The organism is Chryseobacterium sp. SIMBA_029 (assembly GCF_046535275.1).
Classification (GTDB): domain Bacteria; phylum Bacteroidota; class Bacteroidia; order Flavobacteriales; family Weeksellaceae; genus Chryseobacterium.
The window spans coordinates 55,280-78,313 of sequence record NZ_JAWRXA010000009.1; the positions used below are offsets into that span (position 1 = coordinate 55,280).

The 23,034-nt window shown below is 36.8% G+C and carries 23 protein-coding genes; 3 read left to right on the plus strand and 20 right to left on the minus strand.

Features of this window, described 5'->3' with window-relative positions; genetic code table 11:
• Positions 1–18: 18 nt before the first annotated feature.
• The 4 genes from SB679_RS16670 to SB679_RS16685 form a co-directional block, all read right to left on the minus strand.
• A complete protein-coding gene (locus SB679_RS16670; RefSeq protein WP_410703409.1) occupies positions 19–2,685 on the minus strand; it encodes an MGH1-like glycoside hydrolase domain-containing protein in 2,667 nt (888 codons plus the stop codon).
• A gap of 293 nt (positions 2,686–2,978) precedes the next feature.
• On the minus strand, positions 2,979–3,788 hold the full coding sequence (locus SB679_RS16675; protein WP_410703410.1) for a glucose 1-dehydrogenase: 810 nt from the start codon (positions 3,786–3,788) through the stop codon (positions 2,979–2,981).
• Between the two features lie 63 nt (positions 3,789–3,851).
• Positions 3,852–4,334, minus strand: coding sequence for a GNAT family N-acetyltransferase (locus SB679_RS16680; protein ID WP_410703411.1), 483 nt, complete (start codon positions 4,332–4,334; stop codon positions 3,852–3,854).
• A gap of 3 nt (positions 4,335–4,337) precedes the next feature.
• The gene (locus tag SB679_RS16685) at positions 4,338–4,955 is read right to left on the minus strand and encodes a DUF1684 domain-containing protein (protein WP_410703412.1); all 618 of its coding nucleotides are present in this window, start codon (positions 4,953–4,955) and stop codon (positions 4,338–4,340) included.
• 123 nt (positions 4,956–5,078) lie between these two features.
• On the opposite strand from SB679_RS16685, the gene SB679_RS16690 reads away from it, so the two are divergent.
• Entirely contained in the window at positions 5,079–6,656 is a 1,578-nt protein-coding gene (locus SB679_RS16690; RefSeq protein WP_410703413.1) for a GMC family oxidoreductase N-terminal domain-containing protein, read from the plus strand.
• 28 nt (positions 6,657–6,684) lie between these two features.
• Here the strand turns inward: SB679_RS16690 and SB679_RS16695 are convergent, their stop codons facing one another.
• The 3 genes from SB679_RS16695 to SB679_RS16705 form a co-directional block, all read right to left on the minus strand.
• Complete coding sequence (locus SB679_RS16695) at positions 6,685–7,086, minus strand: hypothetical protein (protein WP_034712135.1); 402 nt, start codon at positions 7,084–7,086, stop codon at positions 6,685–6,687.
• 76 nt (positions 7,087–7,162) lie between these two features.
• On the minus strand, positions 7,163–8,668 hold the full coding sequence (gene mqo, locus SB679_RS16700; RefSeq protein WP_410703414.1) for a malate dehydrogenase (quinone): 1,506 nt from the start codon (positions 8,666–8,668) through the stop codon (positions 7,163–7,165).
• 280 nt (positions 8,669–8,948) lie between these two features.
• On the minus strand, positions 8,949–9,989 hold the full coding sequence (locus SB679_RS16705) for an NAD(P)H-dependent glycerol-3-phosphate dehydrogenase (RefSeq protein ID WP_410703415.1): 1,041 nt from the start codon (positions 9,987–9,989) through the stop codon (positions 8,949–8,951).
• A 228-nt stretch (positions 9,990–10,217) separates the two neighbouring features.
• On the opposite strand from SB679_RS16705, the gene SB679_RS16710 reads away from it, so the two are divergent.
• On the plus strand, positions 10,218–11,246 hold the full coding sequence (locus SB679_RS16710) for a M23 family metallopeptidase (protein WP_410703416.1): 1,029 nt from the start codon (positions 10,218–10,220) through the stop codon (positions 11,244–11,246).
• A 272-nt stretch (positions 11,247–11,518) separates the two neighbouring features.
• On the opposite strand, the gene SB679_RS16715 is transcribed toward SB679_RS16710, so the two are convergent.
• From SB679_RS16715 to SB679_RS16735, 5 genes are all read right to left on the minus strand, one after another.
• A complete protein-coding gene (locus SB679_RS16715) occupies positions 11,519–12,697 on the minus strand; it encodes a MoaF-related domain-containing protein (RefSeq protein WP_410703418.1) in 1,179 nt (392 codons plus the stop codon).
• 13 nt (positions 12,698–12,710) lie between these two features.
• Positions 12,711–13,364: an NAD(P)-dependent oxidoreductase gene (locus SB679_RS16720; protein WP_410703419.1), complete on the minus strand. Its 654-nt coding sequence runs from the start codon at positions 13,362–13,364 to the stop codon at positions 12,711–12,713.
• A gap of 59 nt (positions 13,365–13,423) precedes the next feature.
• Positions 13,424–13,834, minus strand: a complete 411-nt coding sequence (locus SB679_RS16725) for an Rrf2 family transcriptional regulator (protein WP_410703420.1) — start codon at positions 13,832–13,834, stop codon at positions 13,424–13,426.
• A 66-nt stretch (positions 13,835–13,900) separates the two neighbouring features.
• Entirely contained in the window at positions 13,901–14,851 is a 951-nt protein-coding gene (locus tag SB679_RS16730; RefSeq protein WP_410703421.1) for a hypothetical protein, read from the minus strand.
• Positions 14,852–14,985: 134 nt separating this feature from the next.
• Entirely contained in the window at positions 14,986–15,420 is a 435-nt protein-coding gene (locus SB679_RS16735) for an FKBP-type peptidyl-prolyl cis-trans isomerase (RefSeq protein WP_317742214.1), read from the minus strand.
• Between the two features lie 187 nt (positions 15,421–15,607).
• On the opposite strand from SB679_RS16735, the gene SB679_RS16740 reads away from it, so the two are divergent.
• The gene (locus tag SB679_RS16740; protein WP_410703422.1) at positions 15,608–16,606 is read left to right on the plus strand and encodes a catalase; all 999 of its coding nucleotides are present in this window, start codon (positions 15,608–15,610) and stop codon (positions 16,604–16,606) included.
• A gap of 70 nt (positions 16,607–16,676) precedes the next feature.
• On the opposite strand, the gene SB679_RS16745 is transcribed toward SB679_RS16740, so the two are convergent.
• The 8 genes from SB679_RS16745 to SB679_RS16780 all read right to left on the minus strand — a co-directional run bounded on the left by SB679_RS16745 (position 16,677) and on the right by SB679_RS16780 (position 23,034).
• A complete protein-coding gene (locus SB679_RS16745) occupies positions 16,677–17,090 on the minus strand; it encodes a DUF1348 family protein (RefSeq protein ID WP_410703423.1) in 414 nt (137 codons plus the stop codon).
• Between the two features lie 2 nt (positions 17,091–17,092).
• Positions 17,093–17,620, minus strand: a complete 528-nt coding sequence (locus SB679_RS16750) for a TetR/AcrR family transcriptional regulator (protein ID WP_410703424.1) — start codon at positions 17,618–17,620, stop codon at positions 17,093–17,095.
• Positions 17,621–17,773: 153 nt separating this feature from the next.
• Positions 17,774–18,802 carry a TerC/Alx family metal homeostasis membrane protein gene (locus tag SB679_RS16755; protein ID WP_410703425.1) on the minus strand — a complete coding sequence of 343 codons (1,029 nt, stop codon included), beginning with the start codon at positions 18,800–18,802 and terminating at the stop codon, positions 17,774–17,776.
• 133 nt (positions 18,803–18,935) lie between these two features.
• Positions 18,936–19,544: a TerD family protein gene (locus SB679_RS16760; RefSeq protein WP_410703426.1), complete on the minus strand. Its 609-nt coding sequence runs from the start codon at positions 19,542–19,544 to the stop codon at positions 18,936–18,938.
• A gap of 75 nt (positions 19,545–19,619) precedes the next feature.
• Positions 19,620–20,561 (minus strand): hypothetical protein, encoded by a 942-nt coding sequence (locus tag SB679_RS16765; RefSeq protein ID WP_410703427.1) that lies wholly within the window; start codon positions 20,559–20,561, stop codon positions 19,620–19,622.
• A gap of 16 nt (positions 20,562–20,577) precedes the next feature.
• Positions 20,578–21,660, minus strand: coding sequence for a toxic anion resistance protein (locus SB679_RS16770; protein ID WP_410703428.1), 1,083 nt, complete (start codon positions 21,658–21,660; stop codon positions 20,578–20,580).
• 5 nt (positions 21,661–21,665) lie between these two features.
• Positions 21,666–22,220, minus strand: a complete 555-nt coding sequence (locus SB679_RS16775) for a TerD family protein (RefSeq protein ID WP_410703429.1) — start codon at positions 22,218–22,220, stop codon at positions 21,666–21,668.
• Positions 22,210–23,034, minus strand: coding sequence for a phosphoribosyltransferase family protein (locus SB679_RS16780; protein ID WP_410703430.1), 825 nt, complete (start codon positions 23,032–23,034; stop codon positions 22,210–22,212). The genes SB679_RS16775 and SB679_RS16780 overlap by 11 nt, the downstream gene beginning before the upstream one ends.

A 23,034-nucleotide genomic window follows, 5' to 3' on the forward strand; every position in this document is an offset into this window, starting at 1 on the left:
GATTTGCAAATATCCTTCCTAGCTTTTAAGCTTTTCAACATCTTCCGGCATTTCTGTTTCAGATTCTGCGATTTCTTTTTTAGTAAATCTGGGCTGCAATATTTTCGCAATCAAACCCGTCCATCCTGTCTGATGGGAAGCTCCTACTCCACGCCCGTTGTCTCCATGGAAATATTCATAAAATAAAATATAATCCTTAAAATCGGGATCTGTCTGAAACCTTTCATACTGGTTATTTACAGGCCGGTTTCCATTTTCATCCTTCAGGAATATTTTTGAAAGCCTTTTACTCAAAGAATCAGCAATCTGATCTAAATTTAAATATTCTCCGCTTCCTGTAGGATATTCCACCAAAAAGTCCGGACTATAATAAAAGAAAAAACGCTGCAGACTTTCAATGATCAAAAAGTTGATTGGAAACCAGATCGGTCCCCTCCAATTGCTATTCCCACCAAAAAGACCGCTGTCACTCTCTGCCGGAGTATATTTTACCCGGTAATCTGTTTCATTCAAATTTAGCGTATAAGGATTGTTTTCATATTCTTTGGATAACGCTCGAATTCCGTAATCGCTTAGGAACTCATTTGGATTCAACATTCTGCTCAACAATCTTTTCAAACGATGACCACGCAGTAAAGACAATAAATGTTTAGAATCCTGCCCCTTTACTTCCCATCTCGAAACGAGAGAAGCCAGTTCCGGTTTATTTTCAAGAACCCATTTCATTCTTTTCTTAAAATTAGGAAGATTCTCAATCATTTCATCATCGATAACTTCTACTGCAAACATCGGAATTAATCCGACTATTGTTCTTAATTTAAGATACATATTCGTTCCGTCACTGGCAGAAATCGCATCGTAGAAAAATTCGTCCTCTTCATCCCAAAGACTAAAATTCTCTTCTCCCATATTATCCAGCGAATGGGCAATGGAAAGAAAATGTTCAAAGAATTTCATCGCCATTTCTTCGTATACTGTATTATACTGAGCGAGTTCCAGAGCAATTCTCATCATATTGAGGGCAAACATCGCCATCCAGCTTGTTCCGTCTGACTGTTCCAGCTGCTCGCCATTCGGAAGAACTGCATTGCGGTCAAAAACTCCAATATTATCAAGACCTAAAAATCCGCCTTCAAAAATATTATTTCCGTTTTTATCTTTTTTATTGACCCACCAGGTAAAATTCATGAGCAATTTCTGAAAAGCACTTTCCAAAAATGCTATGTCAGGTTTTTCTTTAAGAAATTCATCAATTTTAAATACTCTGAAAACAGCCCATGCATGAACCGGCGGATTCACGTCACTAAAATCCCATTCATAGGCAGGAAGCTGTCCATTCGGATGCATATACCATTCAAATAAGAAAAGTTTCAGCTGGTATTTTGCAAAATCCGGATCAATTAAAGAAAAGCTAATGGTATGAAACGCCAGATCCCACGTCGCATACCAGGGATATTCCCATTTGTCGGGCATCGAAATAATATGCTCATTATTGAGGTGTTTCCATCCTGAATTCCTGATTTTTTCCCGCGATTTCGGAGGTTTTATTTCTGCCGGATCTCCTTTAAGCCATTTATCTACGTTGTAATGGTAAAACATTTTATTCCAGAGCATTCCTGCAAATGCCTGCCGTTGCACCAATTTCTCGTCATCTGTCTGGATTCCCTTTTGGATTTCAGCATAAAATTCATCCGATTCTTTTTGTCTTTTACTGAAAGTCTCTTCAAAATCCTCAAAAGGCTTTTCCAGCTTTTTGTCAGACATTCTGAATTCAAAAGTTTTAGTTTCTTTTGCTTTAAAATTTTCATCAATAAAAAATGAAGCTTTTGTACCCATATGCTCCGGATTTACAGACCCTGAATTTCCATTAATGATAAAATCATTAATCCCATCTTTGCAATATTTTGAAGTGTTGGGTGATTGGTAAATGCGTTCACTGTTGGTTTCATTATCACAAAATAAAACCTGTACAGACTGTCTGGCATAGAGATTTTTTATTTCGAGATCCTTGTGGCTGATTTCAATGCAGGAAGAATTCTCGGAACGTAACTGTGGCTTATAATCATCATAGCCCCAATTCCAGGTATTCCTGAACCAAACGGTAGGAAGTAAGACAAGAGGAACATTGTTTTCAGATTTATTAACAATCGTGAGCCTGACTAAAATATCGTTCTGACTTTCTTTCACATATTCAATGAAAATATCAAAATATTCATCATGGTCAAAAATTCCGGTATCGATAAGTTCATATTCCGGGGCATCTTTACCTATACCCGCATTAGTTTCTATTAAATTTTCGTAGGGAAAAGCATTCTGGGGATATTTATAGAGCATCTTCATGTAGGAATGCGTGGGAGTGGAATCCAGATAATAAAAATATTCCTTTACATCTTCTCCATGATTTCCTTGCCCATTGGTAAGACCGAAAAACCGCTCTTTTACCATTTTATCTTTCTTATTCCAAAATCCTACGGAGAACACGAGCTTCTGAAAATCATCACAGATGCCACATATTCCTTCTTCACCCCATCGGTACGCTTTAGCTTCTGCTGTATCATGAGTGGTATAATTCCATGCGTCACCGTTGGCACTGTAATCTTCCCGTACAAGTCCCCATTCGCGGTTGCTTACATAAGGTCCCCATTTTTTCCATGAAACATCTGAAATTCTTTGCTTTTCCGACATGAATTAAGTTTTAAATTATTTAAAAAAGTGAATGGTGAATCGTTAATCTTGCTACGCAAGGCAATTTTTTAAATTCACAACGAAGTTGATTCACCATTGACAATTGATATTATGAAAAAGTGAATGGTCAATTGTCAATTTTACTTCGCAAGGCAATTAAAAATTCACAACGAAGTTGATTCACATTTCACCATTGACGTTGTAAAAAAGTAAATGGTCAATCGTCAATTTTACTTCGTAAGGCAATTTAAAATTCACAACGAAGTTAATTCACCATTGACTATTGCCATCTTCTACCCTCCAGTTGAAAAACTTTCAAAAGTGGTCATTGCACCATCGATGAAAATACTGGTCCCAGTAATATAATCTGCCAGGTCACTTGCTAAGAAAGCAGCCAGATTTCCAATATCCTGCGGTTGTCCTATTCTATTGTAAGGAATTAAAGTCAACAAAGAATTCAGAGCCTGTGGAGTACTCCATGCATCTTTATTGATGGGTGTCTGAATTGCACCCGGACAGATTGAATTAACCCGGATTTTATCAGCCCCATATTCCTGAGCAAGTGTCTGCATCAACATTCTGATCGCTCCTTTACTCGATGCATAATTGGCATGTCCCGCCCAGGGAATGATTTCGTGAACAGAACTGATATGGATGATTTTTCCACACGCAACAGAACGTGAAGGGTCGATGCCACGACGTAAAAATTCCTTGATGGCTTCCCGGGCACAAAGAAATTGTCCGGTAAGGTTCACTCCAATTACAGCATTCCACTGATCGAGAGTCATCTCGGTGAATTTCGCATCTTTCTGGATACCTGCATTATTGATTAAAATATCTACTGTTCCTAATTCAGCAACGACATCTTTAAACATCGCCACCACCTGGTCTTCTTTGGAAACGTCACATTGGTAAGTGATGCCCTTTCCTCCAGCATCAGTAATTTCTTTTAAAACAGCCTGGGCATCTGGCAAAGATTTCTCTACCGGATAATTGATAACAACTGTGGCACCTGCCGAAGCTAATGATGCAGCAATTCCCTTACCTATTCCGCTTGAGGCTCCCGTAATAACAGCAACCTGATTTTGAAGTGATATTTCCATATTTTATTATTTGATCTTACTCAAAGTTAATGGAAAGTATTGGTGAGAATGAAAGATTTTAAATTAAAATTTTCTTAAAGTTTTATACATCAGGAACTGAGGCCCACTTCTTCCTATCCGCGTTTTTCCCTCAAATACATATCCTGCCTTTAGGTAGAGCTGATATGCTGAAGTATTTTTCTGATTAACTGCCAGCACAATTTCATCACATTCTCTGAAATGTTCTTTAACAAAATCATCCAACTTCAGCATGGCAGATTTCCCGATCCCTTTTCCCTGTAATTGAGGGTTTATAGAGAACGACCTTAATAGCACAGAATTTTTATTATCGGTAAGGTCAAATTTATCTTCTCCGAAATCCAGTACAAAAAACCCGACTGATTTTTCATCATGGACAATGTTTATAGGATGTGCCAAATCATCATCTCTTTCTTTAATCCTTTCAAGTGCCTGTTCTGGCGTTGCGGTAAAAAGAGATTGAGTTTCATCCAGCGTATATTGTAATCCTGATACATCTTCAGGCTTGAAAAAATGTAAACTGGTCATTGCTTAATGGTGATAAATATCCTGATACATTACTCCCGCTCTTATTTCTATCGGAAGTTTGTTTTCTTCTGGAACAATCGGGCAGTTATAATCGTAAGCGTTATAAGCACAGAAAGGCTGGTACGATTGATTGAAATCTAAAATAATGGTATTACCTTTTGGGATCCTTAAATCCATATATTTTCCACCACCATAAGTTTCTTTTTCATTGGTTGCATCACGAAACGGCAGGAAAAGATAATCTTTATACTTTTTCTGTTTGATTAAATCTAAACTCTGATATAGGTTTAAAGTATAGGATTTTCCATCTAATTCAAAGATTGCTTTCCCATACTCCCTGTACGTTTTTGTTTTGCCGGAAGATGTCGGAAGGTCAAAAGGTTTCGCATTTTTTGTTTTTACGAATTTTGCTGTAACTCTATATTTCAGATCAAAAGGAAAGAAAGGATGTCCTTTAAAATTGGTAAAGTTATCTCCACGTAAAGGAGTTTCTTTAGGATTACGGTATTCCGCATTCAGGTCTTCCTGAAATTTTTTAACCTCCATGACTTCCGGTGAAACCATTTTTTGAGAAAAAGCCCACAATGGGAATAGTAAGAATAAGACAATATATTTTTTCATATATGTTTCTATTAAAAGAGTAAAACTATGAATTTTTCATGGGATGAAAGTTAAAATTCCCCCAAAAAGCACAATCTGCTTTTAAATAAGATTCTCTAGCATGCTTTTTGAAAAATACATAACATGGACAGAAAGAAATTCATTACAACAAGTGTTTTAGCAGTATCCGGCTTTTATTTTTTACAATCCAATTTATTTCAGGCAGCTCAGCCTACAACTCCTGAACAAAAAGACCGAGAGGTTCCGATCATTATTATCGGATCCGGATATGGCGGTGCTGTTTCTGCGCTTCGTTTATGTGAAGTCGGAAAAAAAGTAGTGATGCTGGAAATGGGTCTTAATTGGGAAAAATCAGGAATCCCTTTTTCCAATCTTCTAAAACCAGGTAAAAGCGCAGCCTGGTTAAAAAAGAAAAGCATAGCCCCTTTCATGAATCTTTTTTCTTTAACTCCATTTACCGGAGCACTGGACCGGTTGGATTTTGAGCACATCAATGTTTGGGTAGGAAGAGGCGTCGGAGGCGGATCAATCGTTAATGGCGGAATGGCTGTTACCCCGAAAGAAAGTTATTTCAGGGAGATTTTTCCAGACCTTGATGCTGAAAAATTTTATAATTTCTACTTTCCATTAGTTCATAAAGAACTGAAAGTGAATGTGATTGATGAGCAGTTTTTAAAAGAATGTCCGTATTATAAATTTACAAGAGTAGGTGAAGAAGAAGCGCATAAAGCGGGCTTTAAGACCATCCGTGTTCCAAATGTTTATGATTTCAAGTATATGGAGAAAGAATTCAGGAATGAAGTTCCCCGCTCTGCGTTGAATACGGAAGTCATCTATGGAAATAATCACGGTAAGAACAGCCTGGATAAAACCTACCTTAAAAAAGCACTGGAAACAGGAAACCTGGAAATCTTGGATCTTCATAAAGTTGATCATATAAAGCTTAACGAAGACAAGAGTTATACGTTAGCTATTCAGCAGATCGATACAGCAGGACAAACCATTGCCGATAAAACTTTTCACTGTAAAAAACTGATTCTTTCAGCAGGAACGATGGGAACGTTAGAATTATTACTGCGTTCTCATTCTCTAGATAACTTTCCTGTTCATGAACTTGTCGGTAAAAACTGGGGGAACAATGGAAATTTCATGACGGGCAGAAACTGGGTAAAACCGTTATCAGGCGGAACAGGTGCCCAGCAGTCTACCATTCCTGTAGGTGGAGTTGATAATTGGGATGATCAGGAGCATCCTTTTTTTACTGAGATTGCGCCACTTCCCATGGGAATGGATGTCGCCACTGCTTTGTATCTGCTCATTAACAGGGTTGATAAAAAAGGTGAGGTCACCTATGATTCAGCCCACACCAAACTAGCCCTGAACTGGGATCAAAGTCATACCGTTACAATGAAAGAAAATGCCAATTATTTTATCAAAAAGATGAACAAGGCTAACGGCGGAACCCGCAGTCATTTTCTTTTCAATAATGGTTTCGGAGCTGATATTTGTTATCATCCCCTTGGCGGCTGTGTTTTGGGACAGGCTACCAACGAGTATGGCAAGCTTAAAGAACATGAAAATCTGTATGTGTTGGATGGCTCATTAATTCCGGGAACTATTGGGGTGAATCCGTTCGTTACGATTACTGCCATTGCAGAATTTTGTATTGAAAATTTAATACGGGAAAATGAATTTGCGTAGCCTGAGAAAAGCTACTGTGGATCAGTATTTAATATGATTCTGCAATTTTAACCCGATAAACATCCAGGGAATTTCGTTTGATGGAATTGACATAAAAGCCACCTTCTTCGGGAATAACTTCTTTAAGATCAAAGCTTTTACAGTCTTTAGGAAGACCTGAAAATATAAGCGTAAACCAAAAATCTTTCATAAAAGGAACCACCGTCCAATTGGGAGACATGGTAATATTCTCAACATGGATCAGTTTACTTTTATGTTCAGATTGATTATCAAAAAGATAGGTTGACTGCCAAATCCTGATGAGATTTCCTAAAAAAGGTGATGCCGGAAAACAACAGTGTACAATAACCTGCTTCTCTTCTTCTATTTTTGTCTGAAGAGATTCCAGGAGCTCTTTTACGATGATTGGCTTTACAACGACTTCTTCCACTTTTTTTGTTACTATGAATCATCAGTGATGAATGGTTAATTTTACATTCACCGTTCACCACTGACAATTTCTTTTTTTAATATTCTAATTCTAATGTCTCTTTGGTGTAATTTCTTACTTTCTCGGTAAGTTCAGGATTTTCTGCCAATTTCTGACCATAAGAAGGAATCATTTCCAGAAGTTTTTCTTTCCATTCTCCTTGGAGCTTATCCGCGAAGCATTTTTCAAGAACATTCACCATAGCATATACTGCTGTTGAAGCTCCTGGCGAAGCCCCCAATAATGAAGCAATAGTACCGCTTTTATTCACCACCACTTCAGTACCGAATTCCAGTTTACCACCGTCTTTTTCATCTTTTTTAATGATCTGAACTCTTTGTCCTGCAAGTTTCAGCTCCCAGTCCTCTTCATTGGCATCTTTGATAAATTCTCTCAAATGCTGCATTCTCTGAGATTTTGTCATCGCAACCTGCTGGATCAGATATTTGGTCAAAGGAATATTATGCCACCACGCTCCAAAAAGTGAGCGTAAATTTTTGGTATTCACACTTTCCGGAAGATCCAGGTAACTTCCTTCCTTTAGAAATTTCGTTGAAAATCCTGCGAAAGGACCAAAAAGAAGTGCTTTTTTACCGTCGATAATTCTAAGATCCAAATGCGGAACTGACATCGGCGGAGCATCTACTGTAGCTTGTGTATATACTTTCGCCTGGTGTTTTTCTACCAGTTCCTGATTGTGAGATACGAGCCACTGCCCTGAAACCGGGAATCCTCCATACCCCTCACTTTCTTTAATATCAGAGCTATCAAGTAACGGAAGAGCATATCCGCCCGCTCCTATGAATACAAAGTCTGCCGTAACTTCCTGTTTATGGTTATTGATCCTGTCTTTCACCTTCATTCCCCAGGTTCCGTCTTCTCTTGGATCTACATCTTTTACTTCGTGGTATAAGAAAACCTCAACATTAGAATCTTCCAGTAAATGTCTTCCCATTTTGCGGGTAAGGGATCCAAAATTTACATCGGTCCCCAAATCCATTTTGGTCGCTGCCATCACTTCAGAATCGTTTCGTTTGCTCATGACAAGGGGAATCCATTCCCTCAGCTGATCATGATCTGTAGAATATTTCATTCCTGAAAACAGAACAGATCCTGACATTTTTTCGTGGCGCTTTCTTAAGTATTCGGCATCTTTTTCACCAAATACCAAGCTCATATGTGGACATGAATTAATGAACTCTTTGGGTTCTTGTACATAGCCTTTTTTAATAAGGTAGGACCAAAACTGTTTAGACATTTCGAACTGCTCTGCAATACTTTCTGCTTTAGAGATATCGATGGAGCCATCAGGTTTTTCCGGGGTATAATTAAGTTCACAAAAGGCTGAGTGTCCGGTTCCTGCATTGTTCCATGCTGCCGTACTTTCCTTGGCAAACCTTCCCAGCCTTTCAAATATGGCAATTTCCAGATCGGGGTTAAATTCATGAAGCAATGTAGCTAAAGTGGCACTCATAATTCCGCCACCTATCAGTACAACGTCGTATTTTGGTTTTGGCGTTCTGCTTGTAAGGGATTGTGACATAATTCTAAATTTTACTCAAATTTCGGGAAAAGTTTTTAGAACCTCTACCCTCTTTAACGATTTTAACACGTTAATTTTAGGTCTAAAATAAATTAATAAATTCTTTACCATATATCATGGAAATTATCAATCTTGGACTATTGATATTACATATTAGAATTGCTTTTTTGCTTATGACTTTCAAGAGCTCCATGCCCAATAAAAAAACTTAAGCCTAAAAAGCTTAAGTTTTAATTTATTTGAAAAGACAAGGCTTAATATAAGTAAAACCTTGTTTTTATTAATTCAATTTTGCTGTTAATTTTTTGAATTGCTTTTCAGCATTTTTTCCTTCATACAGAATTCCGTAGATGGTATCAATGATCGGAAGTTTAAGGTTTTTCTGCTTTGCCGTTTTATAGATAGAATCTGCGGCGTAGTATCCTTCTGCAACCATGTTCATAGACTGGATGGCAGATTTTACCGTATACCCTTTACCAATAAGGTTTCCTAAATTCCTGTTTCTTGAGAAGAGAGAGTATGCCGTCACGAGAAGATCTCCGAGGTAAGCACTTTCATTGACATCTCTTGGCGCTTCATAAATTGCTTCTAAAAAGGCTTCCATTTCACGGATGGCATTAGATACGAAAACAGCAGTAAAGTTGTCTCCATAGCCTAATCCACTGGCAATTCCTGCTCCGATGGCAAAAATATTTTTAAGAATGGCACTATATTCATTCCCCAAAACATCTTTACTGGAATGTACTTTAATAAAGTCTGAATTAAATATGCTCTGCAATTTATCAGAAACTTCATCTTCAACGGTAGCAATCGTAAGGTAAGACAGTCTTTCCATGGCTACTTCTTCAGCATGACAAGGTCCTGCAATTACTGCCTGATTTCTAAATCCTATCTTGAATTCGTCTCTCAGATAATGGGCTACCACATCGTTTACTTTAGGAATAATCCCTTTAATTGCCGAAACAAAAATCTTATCCGAATAGTCACAGGTCATTTTATCCATCGTGTCCGACAGGTAAATGGATGGTGTTGCCAGGACTACTACATCACAGGCAGATACCAATTCATTGATATCAGTGGTTAATTTTAAATTTTTAAGATTAAAATTGGCAGCCGTAAGGTAAGTAGGGTTATGTCCACGAAGCTCTATAGCTCCTTTTACAAACTCACTTCGTACACACCAGTGTACTACCTTGCAGTTTTCAACAAGCATTTTTACGATAGCGGTCGCAAAACTTCCGCTTCCTACAACTCCTACAGAAATGTCCTTTTTATTCTTTTTTGGATGAGGAGATTCTGAAATTGTTTTCTTTTTAGCCATAATGAGAAAATGAACTACAAATATATTAAAACAAAGGCTTAGCCACACTTTTGAAATGATGATAAAACTCTTTTTCTGAAAAAATTAACATTTCAATACAATTAAATATCTAATTATACGTTAAATACAGAAATAACTAAATTTTTCGTTAAAAACTGCCCCTAAATCCTATTTTTAGTTAAATTTGCAAGCTTAAAACCGTTTTTTTAATATACTAAGAGAAGAAAAATGAAGAAATTTCTAAACAGCAGAAAGAACGTAAACATTCTTCTAGGAGGACTTTTACTAGTAGTTTTTGCACAAGGGATTTTTATCGCCACGTTATTTTCTAAGAAGGATGACAAGACGTATGAAGTGAACCTTGTAAAAATAAACACTGAAAAAGACAGTGTAGATTATTTAAAAATGAGAACAGATCTTACCCTGGTAGATCAAACTGTTGCACAGCTTAATTCATTCCTGAAATCTAAAGATATCGCCAATGAAAAGCTGATGATTCTAAGCAAAGACAGTATTTCCAATTCTGTATATCTTGCCAAACAGGCTAACCGGTACAGCCAGTATCTGATGAATCTTCAAAAGAAATTAATGCAGGTCCCACTGGGAATGCCTACCGACGGATACATCTCCTCAAATTTCGGCATCAGAAAAAATCCTATTCCTTTTAAAACCGTGTATGCTTCTGTAAAATCTACCGGATCATCAGATGCCAAACCTGCGACCGTTGCTGCGGCACCCAAACCAGAAGTAAAAGCTGAACCGGTTGAAAAAATCATTGAATTAACTGACAGTTACGGAAATAAAAGAGAAGTAAAAGTGATGGTGACTCCAAAGGCTTCCCCTGCTGCTCCAGCTCCTGCAATGGCATCTACAAAAGCTGTTTCAGGTACCACCACTGCAAAAACACCGATGGAAAGAAACAATCCTCCTGCTGAAGCTGATCAAATGCAGTTCCACAAAGGACTGGATATTGCCGTTGCTTTTGGTTCTGACGTAAGAGCTGCTGCTGCGGGAACAATCATCTTTTCCGGGCAAAAAGGAGGTTATGGAAATTGTGTAATTGTTTCTCACGGAAACGGGCTGGCAACATTGTACGGCCATTTATCACAATTAATTTCCAAAGTAAATGATAAAGTAAAAGTAGGCCAGGTGATTGCAAAATCCGGGAATTCCGGACGTTCTACAGGACCTCACCTTCATTATGAAGTACACAAAAACAATACGCCGGTGAATCCGAAATTGTTTATGAATTTATAATTTTAAACCATTCAGATTGTTTAAGGTATTAAGATATGTTTTGACTCCAAAAGTCACAAACTTTTTTGAACACGTAAGTTTAATGAAGCTGTGAACAGAAGTCCACTAAAGATCACGTGAGTTTTAAAAAATCAAATATTTTTTGCTTAAGTGTACTTTTATGAAACTTAAAATAAATTCAAGTGGTTAAATTCTTAATTAGTTTAAACAGCTCTGAAGTAAAAAACCTGCTATTGAGGGATAGCAGGTTTTCTATTGAAAATCAGAAAAAATTATGGTAAAATTCTAATAGTTCCTTTCGGATGGGTAAATGTACCGTCAGGACCTGCAATATTTGAATACACTATATTTTTATTATAATCCTGAATATGGGTTACATTGAAACTAAGATTGGGTTCATGCCAGTATACCATAAAAACATTCTTCGCAACTTCTACAGCAGTATATTCTACAGTATCAGTGGTGTTTTTTGAACTTCCGGCTGTCCCGGTAAAGGTCATTGTCTTGTTATCTTTAAAATCCAGAAGGAATTTTACTGTTCCAAAATCCACTTCAACCTTATGACCGATTGCTGGGTATGGAGATTTTAATTCCCAGTCCATTTCTCCTAAGAAAACTTTGGCTCCCATTTCCAGCTCATCTTTTCCAGGAAGATCCGGATATTGCTGAACCATCAATTTCACAATACCTTCCGAAGTCGAATTTGTTGTCACTGCCTTTTTATAGTTCTCAAGATAGTTTTTAACAAAATCAAGAGATGCAGGAGCGAAAGACTGTTTTGCAAAATGAGATGGAATAACTTGTGTTGGATGAAGTGCTTTCATCGCATCAATCTGGCCAATCCATTTGTCTATGGCCTTTTTGTCTTTTGTATCCGCCATCCAGAGATGCGAATCCACTGAAACTGAAATTCCTCCCACTATGGTTTTCAATGAAGGAATCCAAAGAAAGCTGTGTGCCGGATCTTCAGTATTCTGTCTGATCTCGATGGTATTTCCTTCCAGATCGGGAATTGAATTCACGGCCTCCGGAGTGATAATTTCTGAAGGGGCATCTTGTTTCAACTGGGGTTTCCAGACTGCCATTTTCTCATCCTTAGATGCTGAAATAAGGTAAGCGGTCTGAGCAGTTGATATGATTTTCACATTCGGAAATGCTTTTTTAATCACATCCAGTCCAAAATAAAAATCAGGATCGCTGTGGGAAATAAAAATGGTTTTCAGATTTTTTCCGGTTGCTTTAATTTCTTTAACGAGCTGTTCCGCATACTGCTTTTGAAACTGTGCATCAATAAGTATAGCATCCTTTTCACCATAAATTAAGGTTGAGGTGATGGGAAAAATAGCTTTAGCTCCCGGATTATATACTTTAATTTTTGGAGTTCCCGCCCATACAACACTTGCGAAACCCAGTAAGGTCATTAACCCTATTATCTTTTTTCTGATCATCATATATTATCTTTAATTAGTATGCTGCTGTAAAACGTTCACGGATGTGATTATTCTGTTCCAGCTCATCTACCAATGCTACTGCTACATCTTCTACAGATAGAATGCTTCTTCCGTTCTCATCAAAAACCGGAGTCTCCAGAGAAGTTCTGTATGTTCCTGTTCTGGTTCCTACATTGGCCTGATTCATTTCAATTGCAGGGCTGAAGAATGTCCAGTCTAAGGTGGTATTTTCTTTAATTTTGTTTAAATAATCTCTTGCTGCTGTGGCTCCCGGTTTGTAAGCTTCAGGGAAATCCGGTGTATCTACGATCTGAACATTATCCGGTGTATACAGACTTCCTGCTCCTCCTACTACGATCAATCTTTTCACGCCGGATTCTTCAACTGCTTTTTCAATATTTTCAGAACCTGTAAGAAAATCATTATAAAGGTTTGGATTTGTCCAGCCTGCATTGTATGTACTGATTACGGCATCGTTTCCTTTTAATCCTTCTGACAATTCTGCTACATTGTTTACATCAATACTTTTTGCTGTAACGCTATTGTTCTGTTCTACTTTAGATGCATCTCTTACAATGGCTTCTACTGCATATCCTCTGTTGGCAAGTTCTTTTACTACCTGTGCTCCTACAAATCCTGTTGCACCTATTACTGCTACTTTTTTCATAATAATTTTTATTTAAATTAAATTGTAATAACTTTTATTACATTTATAGTTAAAAAATTTTATTCGAACTGTTCACTGAATTCTTTCAATGATTTATCTCCTAAAAAATTGATCACCAAGCGATCTGTTTCTTCAAATAAGGTATTCAAATGAACATTAATTTCTTTTCCTACGCTGCAGGCAGGATTGGGATTAGTATTTTTCTTTCCCAATACTTCCGTATTTTTCACGGCTGCATATATTTCAGAAATACTGATATTTTCTGCACCTTTCCCAAGCTGGCTTCCGCCCTCTTTTCCCTGCTTGCTTGCTATCAAACCTGCTTCTCTCAATACACTGATCTCTTTACGCACCATTGCAGGATTCAGGTTAATGCTTCCCGCAATCCATTCAGAAGTAAGCCACTCCTGAGGACTTTTGGCCAATAAGGTCATAATATGTACTGCCGTAGCAAATCTTGTATTGTTCATTATAATTACTCTGCAAAGATAGAATAAAATTTAACTGTAACAAATTTTATTACAGTTAAATTTTTCTTAAAGAATTAATTTATCCAGATCCAGAAGAAGATAATTGATATTCTGGTTGATAGTTCTGGTTGCAGACTGCATTTGGTTCAGCATTGCGGCCCGGTTATGCAGATCATCTGCCCGGTAGTATCCGCCGTCACTGAAAATAACGGATTGGTTAGCTTTTACCTGATTGTCATCAAACTGGTAATGAAGCCATCTTTCTTTCATACTCTGGATAATAGAATGGTTTTCTTTGTTCGAAAATTTCTTCTCGGTGTACATATACCAGATGAATGGTGGGAAGTTTGGGGATTCCAGTTTTTCCCGCCAGATATCTCTTAATAAATTTCTCTGATGGATAAATTCAACTTTTTTTCCTTTTGGATTTAAAGTGGCCAGTCCCAAACCGGCTCCCAATACCCCACCGCTGATATCTATTGCGTTGCTCCAGGCATTATCACTCACAATTCCTCCTGCTATGGAGGCCATGGCTCCTGCTGCAATGGAATACAGGATCAGTTTATTATTTCTGGAACTGTTGAGGTTATCCACATAATTACCGATTTGTGCAACGCGCTCCCCTTCACAGTCGAATTCTGCAGCTACCGCATCTAATTCGGTAAGGGAAATGGTTATTTTACTATTAATAACACTTTTAAGCTGTAACACTTTCACCTGTGATGCCAGTGATGAATCTTTTTTAAGATCAATGATTTTATGCACTTCGTCCAGATTTTCCAATGCATTTAAAATTAAAATGCTTTGATCTGAAAACATTCCTCTTAGTTCTTTATTGGCTGCCAACACAGAATCTGAATTGTAAGACGGCAGTTTATTGGCATAATTATATTTAAAAGGGGCTTTACAATAGCTGTCTTTTAGCGTCAGAATATTCTGCTGGATCACCTGATTTTTTTTGGAAACGCAGGAAACCAGAAGTACAAGGGCAGCAAAAAGGTAAAATATTTTTTTCATTCAGTCATATTTTAATAGAATCCGGGTAACTGAAAAAGCTTTTCAACTAACTTTCACTCTAAAATACTAATTTACTCCCAATAAAAAAATTTACCTGAAATCAAGTAAATTTTAAGCTTTTAAGGAAGGAATATTTATTTTATTCCTAACAATTCCACGATGAAAACAAGGGTACTGTTTGGTCCTATTTCTTTGCTGATTTCCTGGTCTCCATATGCCAAATGAGGGGGAATAATTAATCTCCATTTGCTTCCAACAGGCATCAGTTGTAATGCTTCTGTCCATCCTTTAATTACTTTGTTTAAAGGAAAAGAAGCTGGTGTTCCTCTTTTTACAGAGCTATCAAAAACTTTCCCTCCAATGGTCGTTCCGTGGTAGTGGCATTTTACCATAGATTTAGGACCCGGCTTTTCACCGTCTCCTTCGGTAATGATCTCGTACTGCAAACCGCTTGGCAGCTGCACTACGCTTTCTCTTTTCCCATACTCTTCCATGTACTCCTTCCCATCGTTAAGGTTTTTTTCCGCCAGTTCTTTTTTACGTTTAAATAACATATCTGCTACTCCCATAGTATTCTTTTTTTGCAAAGATACAATTTTACCTTTTTAAGTATACCTCAACAGTTTTCGGCTTAAAATACTATTTTCCATGCACTTAGAGCAATCCCCTCTGTTTCCAGTTAAAAATTCAAATAAGCTTAATATTATTTTAACACAGGATCCAAAACTTGGCGTTATAATTGAATTTAAAAACTAAATGCCAAATCCATTACCATACCATAGGAAGTTTGATGAACTTAATGAAGAGGAAAAAATACTTCTCGAAATTAACAAAAAAAGCATCGCTGATTTTGTTGAACAGTCCTCTTTGCTGAGTGACGTGAATTATGCCACCAGAAATGTTCACGCCAAAACTTATGCCGTCATCAATGGCGAATTTGTGGTATCTACTCCCCTTCCACACGAACTACAGCTCTTTTTTGAGGAAAATAAATTTGATCTGGTGATCCGTTTTTCGAATGCAAAACCTATCATCAATTCCTCAAAAAAAGAGATTCCCGCTTATGGATTTGCGGTGAAGATTATAGATGATAAAGGGTCTTTGATTGCTAATTATCCATTGGTGAACTTCCCTTTGTTTCCGGTAAATTCTGTGAGCACATTTTTGAAATTATTTACTTCAATTAACCAGTTTTATCTTAAAAAATGGAGTCATCTTCCTTCTTTAGCCGCTCAGATGGTAAAAGTTATTCCTTCTGTTCTTAATGGTTCATTTATAAAGAATACCCTGCATTTTATTGATAAAAGAAATGATTTCTTTTTGTCTTTTGATTTTTATTCTGTGGGAGCTTACCGGATGGGCGATTATATGATTAAAATTAAGCTAAAGCCGCAATCCGTCGACAAGAACTTTGGAAAGAAACTTACCACCCGAAAAGCTTTGGAAGAGTATTTTAGCACGAATGATTATACCGCAGATGTACTAATCCAGTTTTGCAGTGATATCAAGGATCAGCCGATCAATACACTGAATGCGGAATGGAAAAATGCTCCTTTTATTAAAATCGGAGAAGTGAACATTAAAAAAAATTCTTTGCCGAATCCGCGTGACTGCAGCAATGAGCTTCTTTCGTTCAATCCTTTTGAAAGCAAACCGTTTTTCCATCCTGTAGGGAAGATTCAAAAACTTCGGGAAGAGGCTTATAAGGTGTCTATGCAGACGAGGACTAAGATTAATAAGCTGCTGCACGGGTAATTGGGTGGCGGTTGTTGGTTTATGGTTGTTAGTATTTAGTGTTTAGTGTTGGGGATTATAGTAGATCCTTTTATTTAAATTTTCGGTCTTCTTCCTGTATAGCCAGATCATTGATACTTGCATATCTTTTCGTCATCAGACCATCGTCATTAAATTCCCAATTTTCATTTCCGTAGGCTCTGAACCAGTTTCCGTCTTTCGTCTGGTATTCATATTCGAAACGGACAGCAATCCGGTTATCGGTATGGGCCCAATATTCTTTTTTAAGTTTATAATGGAGTTCTTTTTCCCATTTTCCCTGAAGAAAAAGGATGATTTCGTCTCTTCCGTTGACAAAAGTATCTCTGTTTCTCCATTCGCTGTCAATGCTATATGCTTTAGACACTTTTTCGGGATTCTGGCTATTCCAGGCATCTTCTGCCATTTGTATTTTTTCTATTGCCGTTTCAAGGGTGAAAGGCGGAAGCGGGTGTTTCTGTTCCATTGTTAAGGGAGTAAGGTGTTGATTAATTTTTTTGTTTTTTCTATCAGTTCGTTCGACTTAAAAAGCTGACTTTCTATGATACAGCTTTCAAAAAGTAAATAAATATGGTCTGAAAGCTCTTCATTGTTCAAAAGTTCTGAAAAGTAAGTTCTGAGCTCTGTTTTATGATGCTGAATCACGCTTAGGATTTTAACATTATCTACGGGTATTTCAGATAAAATATTCAGAAAACTACAGCCTCTGAAATCTTCTTTCCCATTCATATACATCAAAAAATCAAAAGCTTTGAGCATTCTCTGTTTCAATACTTCTTCGTGCATTAAAAAAACGTCTAATTCATGAAACCAGTATTGATGCCTTACGGTAAGGAATTCTACACAGAGATCTTCTTTAGATTTAAAATACTGGTAAAAACTGGCTTTTGCGACTTCTGCCTCTGCAATAATCTGGTTAATTCCCGTAGAATTATACCCTTGCCTGCTAAAAAGTTCAAATGCCGTTTTTACAATTCTTTCTTTCGGAAATGCCATATATTGTTCAATTGTAAATCAAATGTACAACAAATTCTTAATACAGACAAACCAGTCTGTCTATATTGAATTATTTTAATTTTATTGAATAAAAAAGCTCCTGAAAGTTGAACTTTCAGGAGCCTAAATATTTTAAAAGAGTTGTACTTAATATTATTCCGTCTCTTCTTTTTTATCCGGAAACATGATGGATAAAAGAACCGAAATAACCAATACACCCCCTACGATTCCTAATGAAACCGGCGATGAAATGTGAATCCAAGGTGCAATTAACATCTTAACTCCGATGAAAGATAAGATAATGGCTAAACCATACGGCAGTTTGCTGAACATATGAATGAAATTTGCCAGAAGGAAATATAGTGATCTAAGACCCAAAATAGCAAAGATATTAGATGTATACAGGATGAAAGGATCATTTGAAATGGCAAAAATTGCAGGAATAGAATCTACAGCGAATAAAACGTCCGTGAATTCGATAACTCCCACTACCACTAAAAGAGGAGTTGCCATTTTAATTCCATTCTGAATGGTGAAGAATTTATCTCCATCATAGTTATCAGAAACCTTCCAGAAACTTTTTACCAGTTTCGCTCCTGCAGTATCGCTGAAGTCTTCGTCTTCGTCATCATCGCCTCCACCCCAGGACTTGATTCCTGCATACACAAGGAACAATCCGAAAAGAGCCATTACAATATTGATCTGAACCGCTTTCCCGAAAACAGTCATTTCCGGTAAATAGGTTAAGTTAATCAATCCAACTCCGGCAAAGATGAATATCGCCCTAAATATCAGCGCTCCAATAATTCCCCAGAAAAGAACTTTATGGTGCAGATATTTCGGTACTTTAAAGAACCCGAAAACAAGAATGAATACAAATAAATTGTCTACAGAAAGTGCTTTCTCAACCCAATATGCAGCCTGATACTGCGTGAATTTTTCAATCGCTACCTGATGACTCTCGGGAGATCCATCAGTATTGAAAACCCAGTACACAACTCCTGAAAATATCATGGATAATGAAATCCACACGATAGACCAGATCGTTGCTTCTTTGGAAGAGACCTCATGGCTCTTTTTATTGAATACTCCTAAATCCAGAAGTAACATGATAACGACCGTTATCGCAAATCCTACCACCAAACCAGGGTGAAGGTCTAAAATACCTTGATGTTTTTCCACGTAAGTTATGTTTTATTATAACAAAAGCAATAGTTGTACGGGGTACGGCTATTGCTGTTTTGTATGTATTTAATTTTAAATGGTACTTTACCCGTTTTTGTATAAAGTCCATTATTACTGATTATCAGTTTATTTACAGATAATTTTGCTGAACCGTCTGTACGGTCTGTTCTAATTTTCTGTCTGCTGTAGGGTCTCCGATAGCGTTGAATTTCCATTCTCCGTTTCTCTTATAAAATACGCCCATTACCATTGCAACATGTCCTTTGAAAGACGCATCATTGGCAATATCATACTTTGCAAATACCTCTCTTACATTGGTAGGTGAACCTTCATAAATACGGATAGAAGCAAAAGGAATGGTTCCAAAATCCTGTCCTTTGTAGCTGTTCAATACCATCGCAACATGTTCTACGTTAGCATCAAGCTGACTAAAATCTACCGTGATCACTTCATTATCCAGACCGTCATCTCCATCTACGTCACCTGTTAAGTCATCTCCACTGTGCTTTACTGAGCCGTTTTTAGATTTCAGGTTTCCGAAATAGATTACTTCGGTAACGTTTTTATTTGAATCGTAAAGAATACAGCTTCCGTCTAAGTCTACCGCTTCTTTTTTAGTTCCAAAGAGACCTTTTTTCTCAATTGCACCCCAGTTGATCCCAACACAAGCCTGCGTAAGGTCTGCACCGTTTTCTTTCTTCAGATTAATTCTTTGACCTTTTTGTAAGTTAATAGCCATTTTTTTATGTTTAGTTATTATTATTCATTTTTGTGAAAAGAATAAGCATTTCATCTGCTCCTATTTCTCTTTTCACTAATTATTTAAATTCAGATTAAGCATTGCCCGGAGGATATTGGTTTCTTCGTTGAAATCAAATATTTTGCTCATGATATCAATACTTTCCAGATTCCGAAGATAATCTTTTAATACAGATTCTACTTCAACCGGAAGGACACGTTTTTTTTCGTTCATCGTCTGCTCCAGATATTCATTTTTATTTTTCAACTGATTAATGATGGTAGTCTGATTGGATTGATTCTCTGAAATATCCAGTTTCTCAAGCTGATCATCTATTAGGTACATCTTTTTTTCTTCTATATTAAAAATAAAATGGTCATCCGACTGAAAAATTTTAAAGAGCTCATATTCATTTCTGCCGATAAGATAGCCGCATACGAAACGAACTTTAAAGTTCTGTATATTCAGCCTGCCCAACAGTTTCCTTTCTATTTCATAGTCCTGATAATGATAAGACGGCAAAGGATCAGATTTCAAAAGTTCTTCATCTGCTTCCCGGTAAAATTCCGTCGCATATTTTTTATTAAAATACAGAACATTATTCCAATCTATGGTGAAACGTTCTTCCGTAAGATCTTTATACAGATTGGCAAGATGTCTTGAAAATATACCACTGTACATTTTTCGGTCTGTCTCAAAGCTGTCAACCCTTCTTTCTTCAAAATTAACGACGTATCTGTTGTTGACATCAATTTCATTGATCACCGCCAGCATATCGTTTTCCTTCTGCCTTTTAATCTTTGTCAGCAGCTCAATCAGGCTGTCTGTATACTGAAGATGAAAAAGTTCAAGTTTACTGTAATCCAATGCCTTATTTTCCTGAAAGAGATTGTGTATAATATCCGTTTTGATGTAAATGGATATTATATCAATATTTTCAAAAAAATTTGCAAGAAGTTTAAGCTTTGTTACTCTTCTTTTGCTTTGAGACATTATGGCTACAGCTTCATCATCCACCTTTATATCCTATTAATTATCCTCTGACGTTTGCTTTTAATTCGCTTTCCAATGTTTGTAAATCCTGATCCAGTTTTCTTCTGTTTTCTGCACCCTGCTTCTGGATTTGTTTCACTTCGTTCAGCGTATTGATCAACATTGAAGTGGTTTCTTTCAATGTTTCTACCGATACAATAGTCTGCTCATTGGCTTTAGCCACATTTATTGAATTCTGTCCCAGACGTTCTGCATTTTTTCTCAGAATTTCTTCTGTAGTAGAAGATACTTTCTGCTGGATCTCAATATTCTGCTGCTGTCTGTACATTGCCACAGCCAGTGAAAGCTGATTTTTCCAAACCGGTAATGTAGTGGTAAGGATAGTTTGTGCTTTTTCAGCAATCGAAACGTTGTTATTCTGTACTAAACGGATCTGCGGAAGTGATTGCATCATGATCACACGTACCACTTTAAGATCAGCCATTCTTCGGTCTAATCTTGCAATAAAATCTCTTTTATCAGCAATCTGGTAATCCTGGTAATTTTGCGGAGCAACTTCCATTTCTGCAAGTTCTGTAGAAGCTCTTTCCATTCTTACATTTCCGGCAATAACAAGATCTTCGATCTGCTTGATAGAATTCACATTACTCTCAAAAATAGTCTGTAAAACAGCATTATCTTTGGTAGAAGTAATGATTCCCGCATTTACTTTATGGGAAATCTGATCGATATTATTGATGATTTTATCATATTTCGCAAACAGATTTTCCACCTGCGTCATGATTTTCTTCATGAAAGGCAGTTTGCTTAAAAAGCTTTTCATCTTATTGCCCTGAAGCTCATCTACGTCTACATAGTTAAGCTCAACCAACAGATTATTGATCAGCTCTCCTACTTCACCGGAATTCGATCTTCTTACATTTCCTAAGAAGCTGTCACTTTGATTAGAAAGTGTTTTCTGAAGCTCAGCACCATAATTAACGATAGAACCGGGATTGGTTTCATCGATGGAATTGGCAAGAACTTCATATTTCTGGCGTTCTTCTACCTGCAGCTGGGTCAGATTGACGTTTCCGTCTTTATCTACCAGCGTCATGTTTGTATTGGGGATGATATCTGACATGTTGATTATTGATAAATTGATACAAATTTGTCAAGACCTTCTCTCTGTCCTGCTCCTACCGCTTCAAATTTCCATTCTCCGCCTCTGTTATATATTCTTCCGAATTCTACTGCTGTTTCTATGGAGAAATCTTCGTCTAATTCATATTTTAAGATCTCTTCATTGGTATCTGTATTGAAAATTCTGATGAAAGAATTTCTTACCTGTCCAAAGTTCTGTTTTCTTGCATCCGCTTCATGAATTGTTACCACTACTGTGATTTCCTGGATTGCAGGATCAATTTTCGTTAAATCAATTTTGATCTGCTCATCATCTCCGGAACCTTCCCCTGTTAGGTTATCTCCTGTATGAATCACCGCTTTATCCGGAGACTCAAGATTATTGTAAAAAATAAAATGGTTGTCTGAAACCAGTTTTTTGTTTTCTCCTAATAAAAATAGGGAAGCATCCAGGTCAAAAGATGTTCCTGTAGAAGTATTGTTGGTATCCCATCCTAAACCTACCGTAAATTTAGGGGCGTTAATATTTTCTCTTTGTCCTTTTTGTAAGTTAATAGCCATAATATAATTCGGTTTTCGTTAAAGTGTTCATGTTATTTTCGTAATCTTTTATTAAATGATAATTATTGCTGATAGCAAGCTCCAGCAGGTCATCCATATGCTGTTTTCCAACTTTCGAGTTAAGATAATCAAATTTTTCTGAATCCAGGCCTAAAATATATTTTACGATCCTGGTATTAAACTGAAAACTAGGCTTCAGCATTACTTCTGCGACGTGTTCTACATTTTTAACCGCATAATAATTAAAAAAATTTTCAATCTTAGGATCAAGATCAAAATTCATCAATTCGGCATAATACAGGAAAACAAAATCTGCATTTACTTCATATTGATTCAAAATTTTATTCACTGTATATTCATGACTTCCGGTGATTTTTATATCGTCTATAAAAATACAAAGTTTTTCCTTTAAAAAATCTTTATCAATATAATAGGTATCATTGGCAATCAGATTTTTACGGTCTTCAAAACTAAGATTTCCATAATCTGTAATGTAGGTGTGATTTCTATTAATTTTAGACAAAACGGTGGATTTTCTTCCTTTTTGGAATAAATAATAATCCAGGTGTTTTTTAAAGTAAAAACATAAAAAATTGGAAGCTGTCGGAATCGCCATATAAGGACTCGGCAGAATCAAAATTTCTTTATCTGTATGTAAAAGATCTGCATGTTCGGCAACAAATCCATCAAACAGCTCCTTAGCAAATTTCTCTGCGTACGACTTATCTCCGTACTTGAAATAGCTGTATTCTGTAGGCGAAAAAGTAAATTCATCCGCCGAATGAATGTGGTGTAAGCTGTACCTTCTATTCAT

Coding starts and splice junctions, on each gene's coding strand:
- SB679_RS16745 (WP_410703423.1), bottom strand. CDS start 17,090: ATGGAACAGAAACACCCGCTTCCGCCTTTCACCCTTGAAACGGCAATA.
- SB679_RS16675 (WP_410703410.1), bottom strand. CDS start 3,788: ATGGAAATATCACTTCAAAATCAGGTTGCTGTTATTACGGGAGCCTCA.
- SB679_RS16775 (WP_410703429.1), bottom strand. CDS start 22,220: ATGGCTATTAACTTACAAAAAGGACAAAGAGAAAATATTAACGCCCCT.
- SB679_RS16680 (WP_410703411.1), bottom strand. CDS start 4,334: ATGACCAGTTTACATTTTTTCAAGCCTGAAGATGTATCAGGATTACAA.
- SB679_RS16710 (WP_410703416.1), top strand. CDS start 10,218: ATGAAGAAATTTCTAAACAGCAGAAAGAACGTAAACATTCTTCTAGGA.
- SB679_RS16690 (WP_410703413.1), top strand. CDS start 5,079: ATGGACAGAAAGAAATTCATTACAACAAGTGTTTTAGCAGTATCCGGC.
- SB679_RS16735 (WP_317742214.1), bottom strand. CDS start 15,420: ATGGGAGTAGCAGATATGTTATTTAAACGTAAAAAAGAACTGGCGGAA.
- SB679_RS16720 (WP_410703419.1), bottom strand. CDS start 13,364: ATGAAAAAAGTAGCAGTAATAGGTGCAACAGGATTTGTAGGAGCACAG.
- SB679_RS16730 (WP_410703421.1), bottom strand. CDS start 14,851: ATGAAAAAAATATTTTACCTTTTTGCTGCCCTTGTACTTCTGGTTTCC.
- SB679_RS16740 (WP_410703422.1), top strand. CDS start 15,608: ATGCCAAATCCATTACCATACCATAGGAAGTTTGATGAACTTAATGAA.
- SB679_RS16750 (WP_410703424.1), bottom strand. CDS start 17,620: ATGGCATTTCCGAAAGAAAGAATTGTAAAAACGGCATTTGAACTTTTT.
- SB679_RS16770 (WP_410703428.1), bottom strand. CDS start 21,660: ATGTCAGATATCATCCCCAATACAAACATGACGCTGGTAGATAAAGAC.
- SB679_RS16670 (WP_410703409.1), bottom strand. CDS start 2,685: ATGTCGGAAAAGCAAAGAATTTCAGATGTTTCATGGAAAAAATGGGGA.
- SB679_RS16725 (WP_410703420.1), bottom strand. CDS start 13,834: ATGAACAATACAAGATTTGCTACGGCAGTACATATTATGACCTTATTG.
- SB679_RS16760 (WP_410703426.1), bottom strand. CDS start 19,544: ATGGCTATTAACTTACAAAAAGGTCAAAGAATTAATCTGAAGAAAGAA.
- SB679_RS16685 (WP_410703412.1), bottom strand. CDS start 4,955: ATGAAAAAATATATTGTCTTATTCTTACTATTCCCATTGTGGGCTTTT.
- SB679_RS16780 (WP_410703430.1), bottom strand. CDS start 23,034: ATGAATAGAAGGTACAGCTTACACCACATTCATTCGGCGGATGAATTT.
- SB679_RS16715 (WP_410703418.1), bottom strand. CDS start 12,697: ATGATGATCAGAAAAAAGATAATAGGGTTAATGACCTTACTGGGTTTC.
- SB679_RS16705 (WP_410703415.1), bottom strand. CDS start 9,989: ATGGCTAAAAAGAAAACAATTTCAGAATCTCCTCATCCAAAAAAGAAT.
- mqo (WP_410703414.1), bottom strand. CDS start 8,668: ATGTCACAATCCCTTACAAGCAGAACGCCAAAACCAAAATACGACGTT.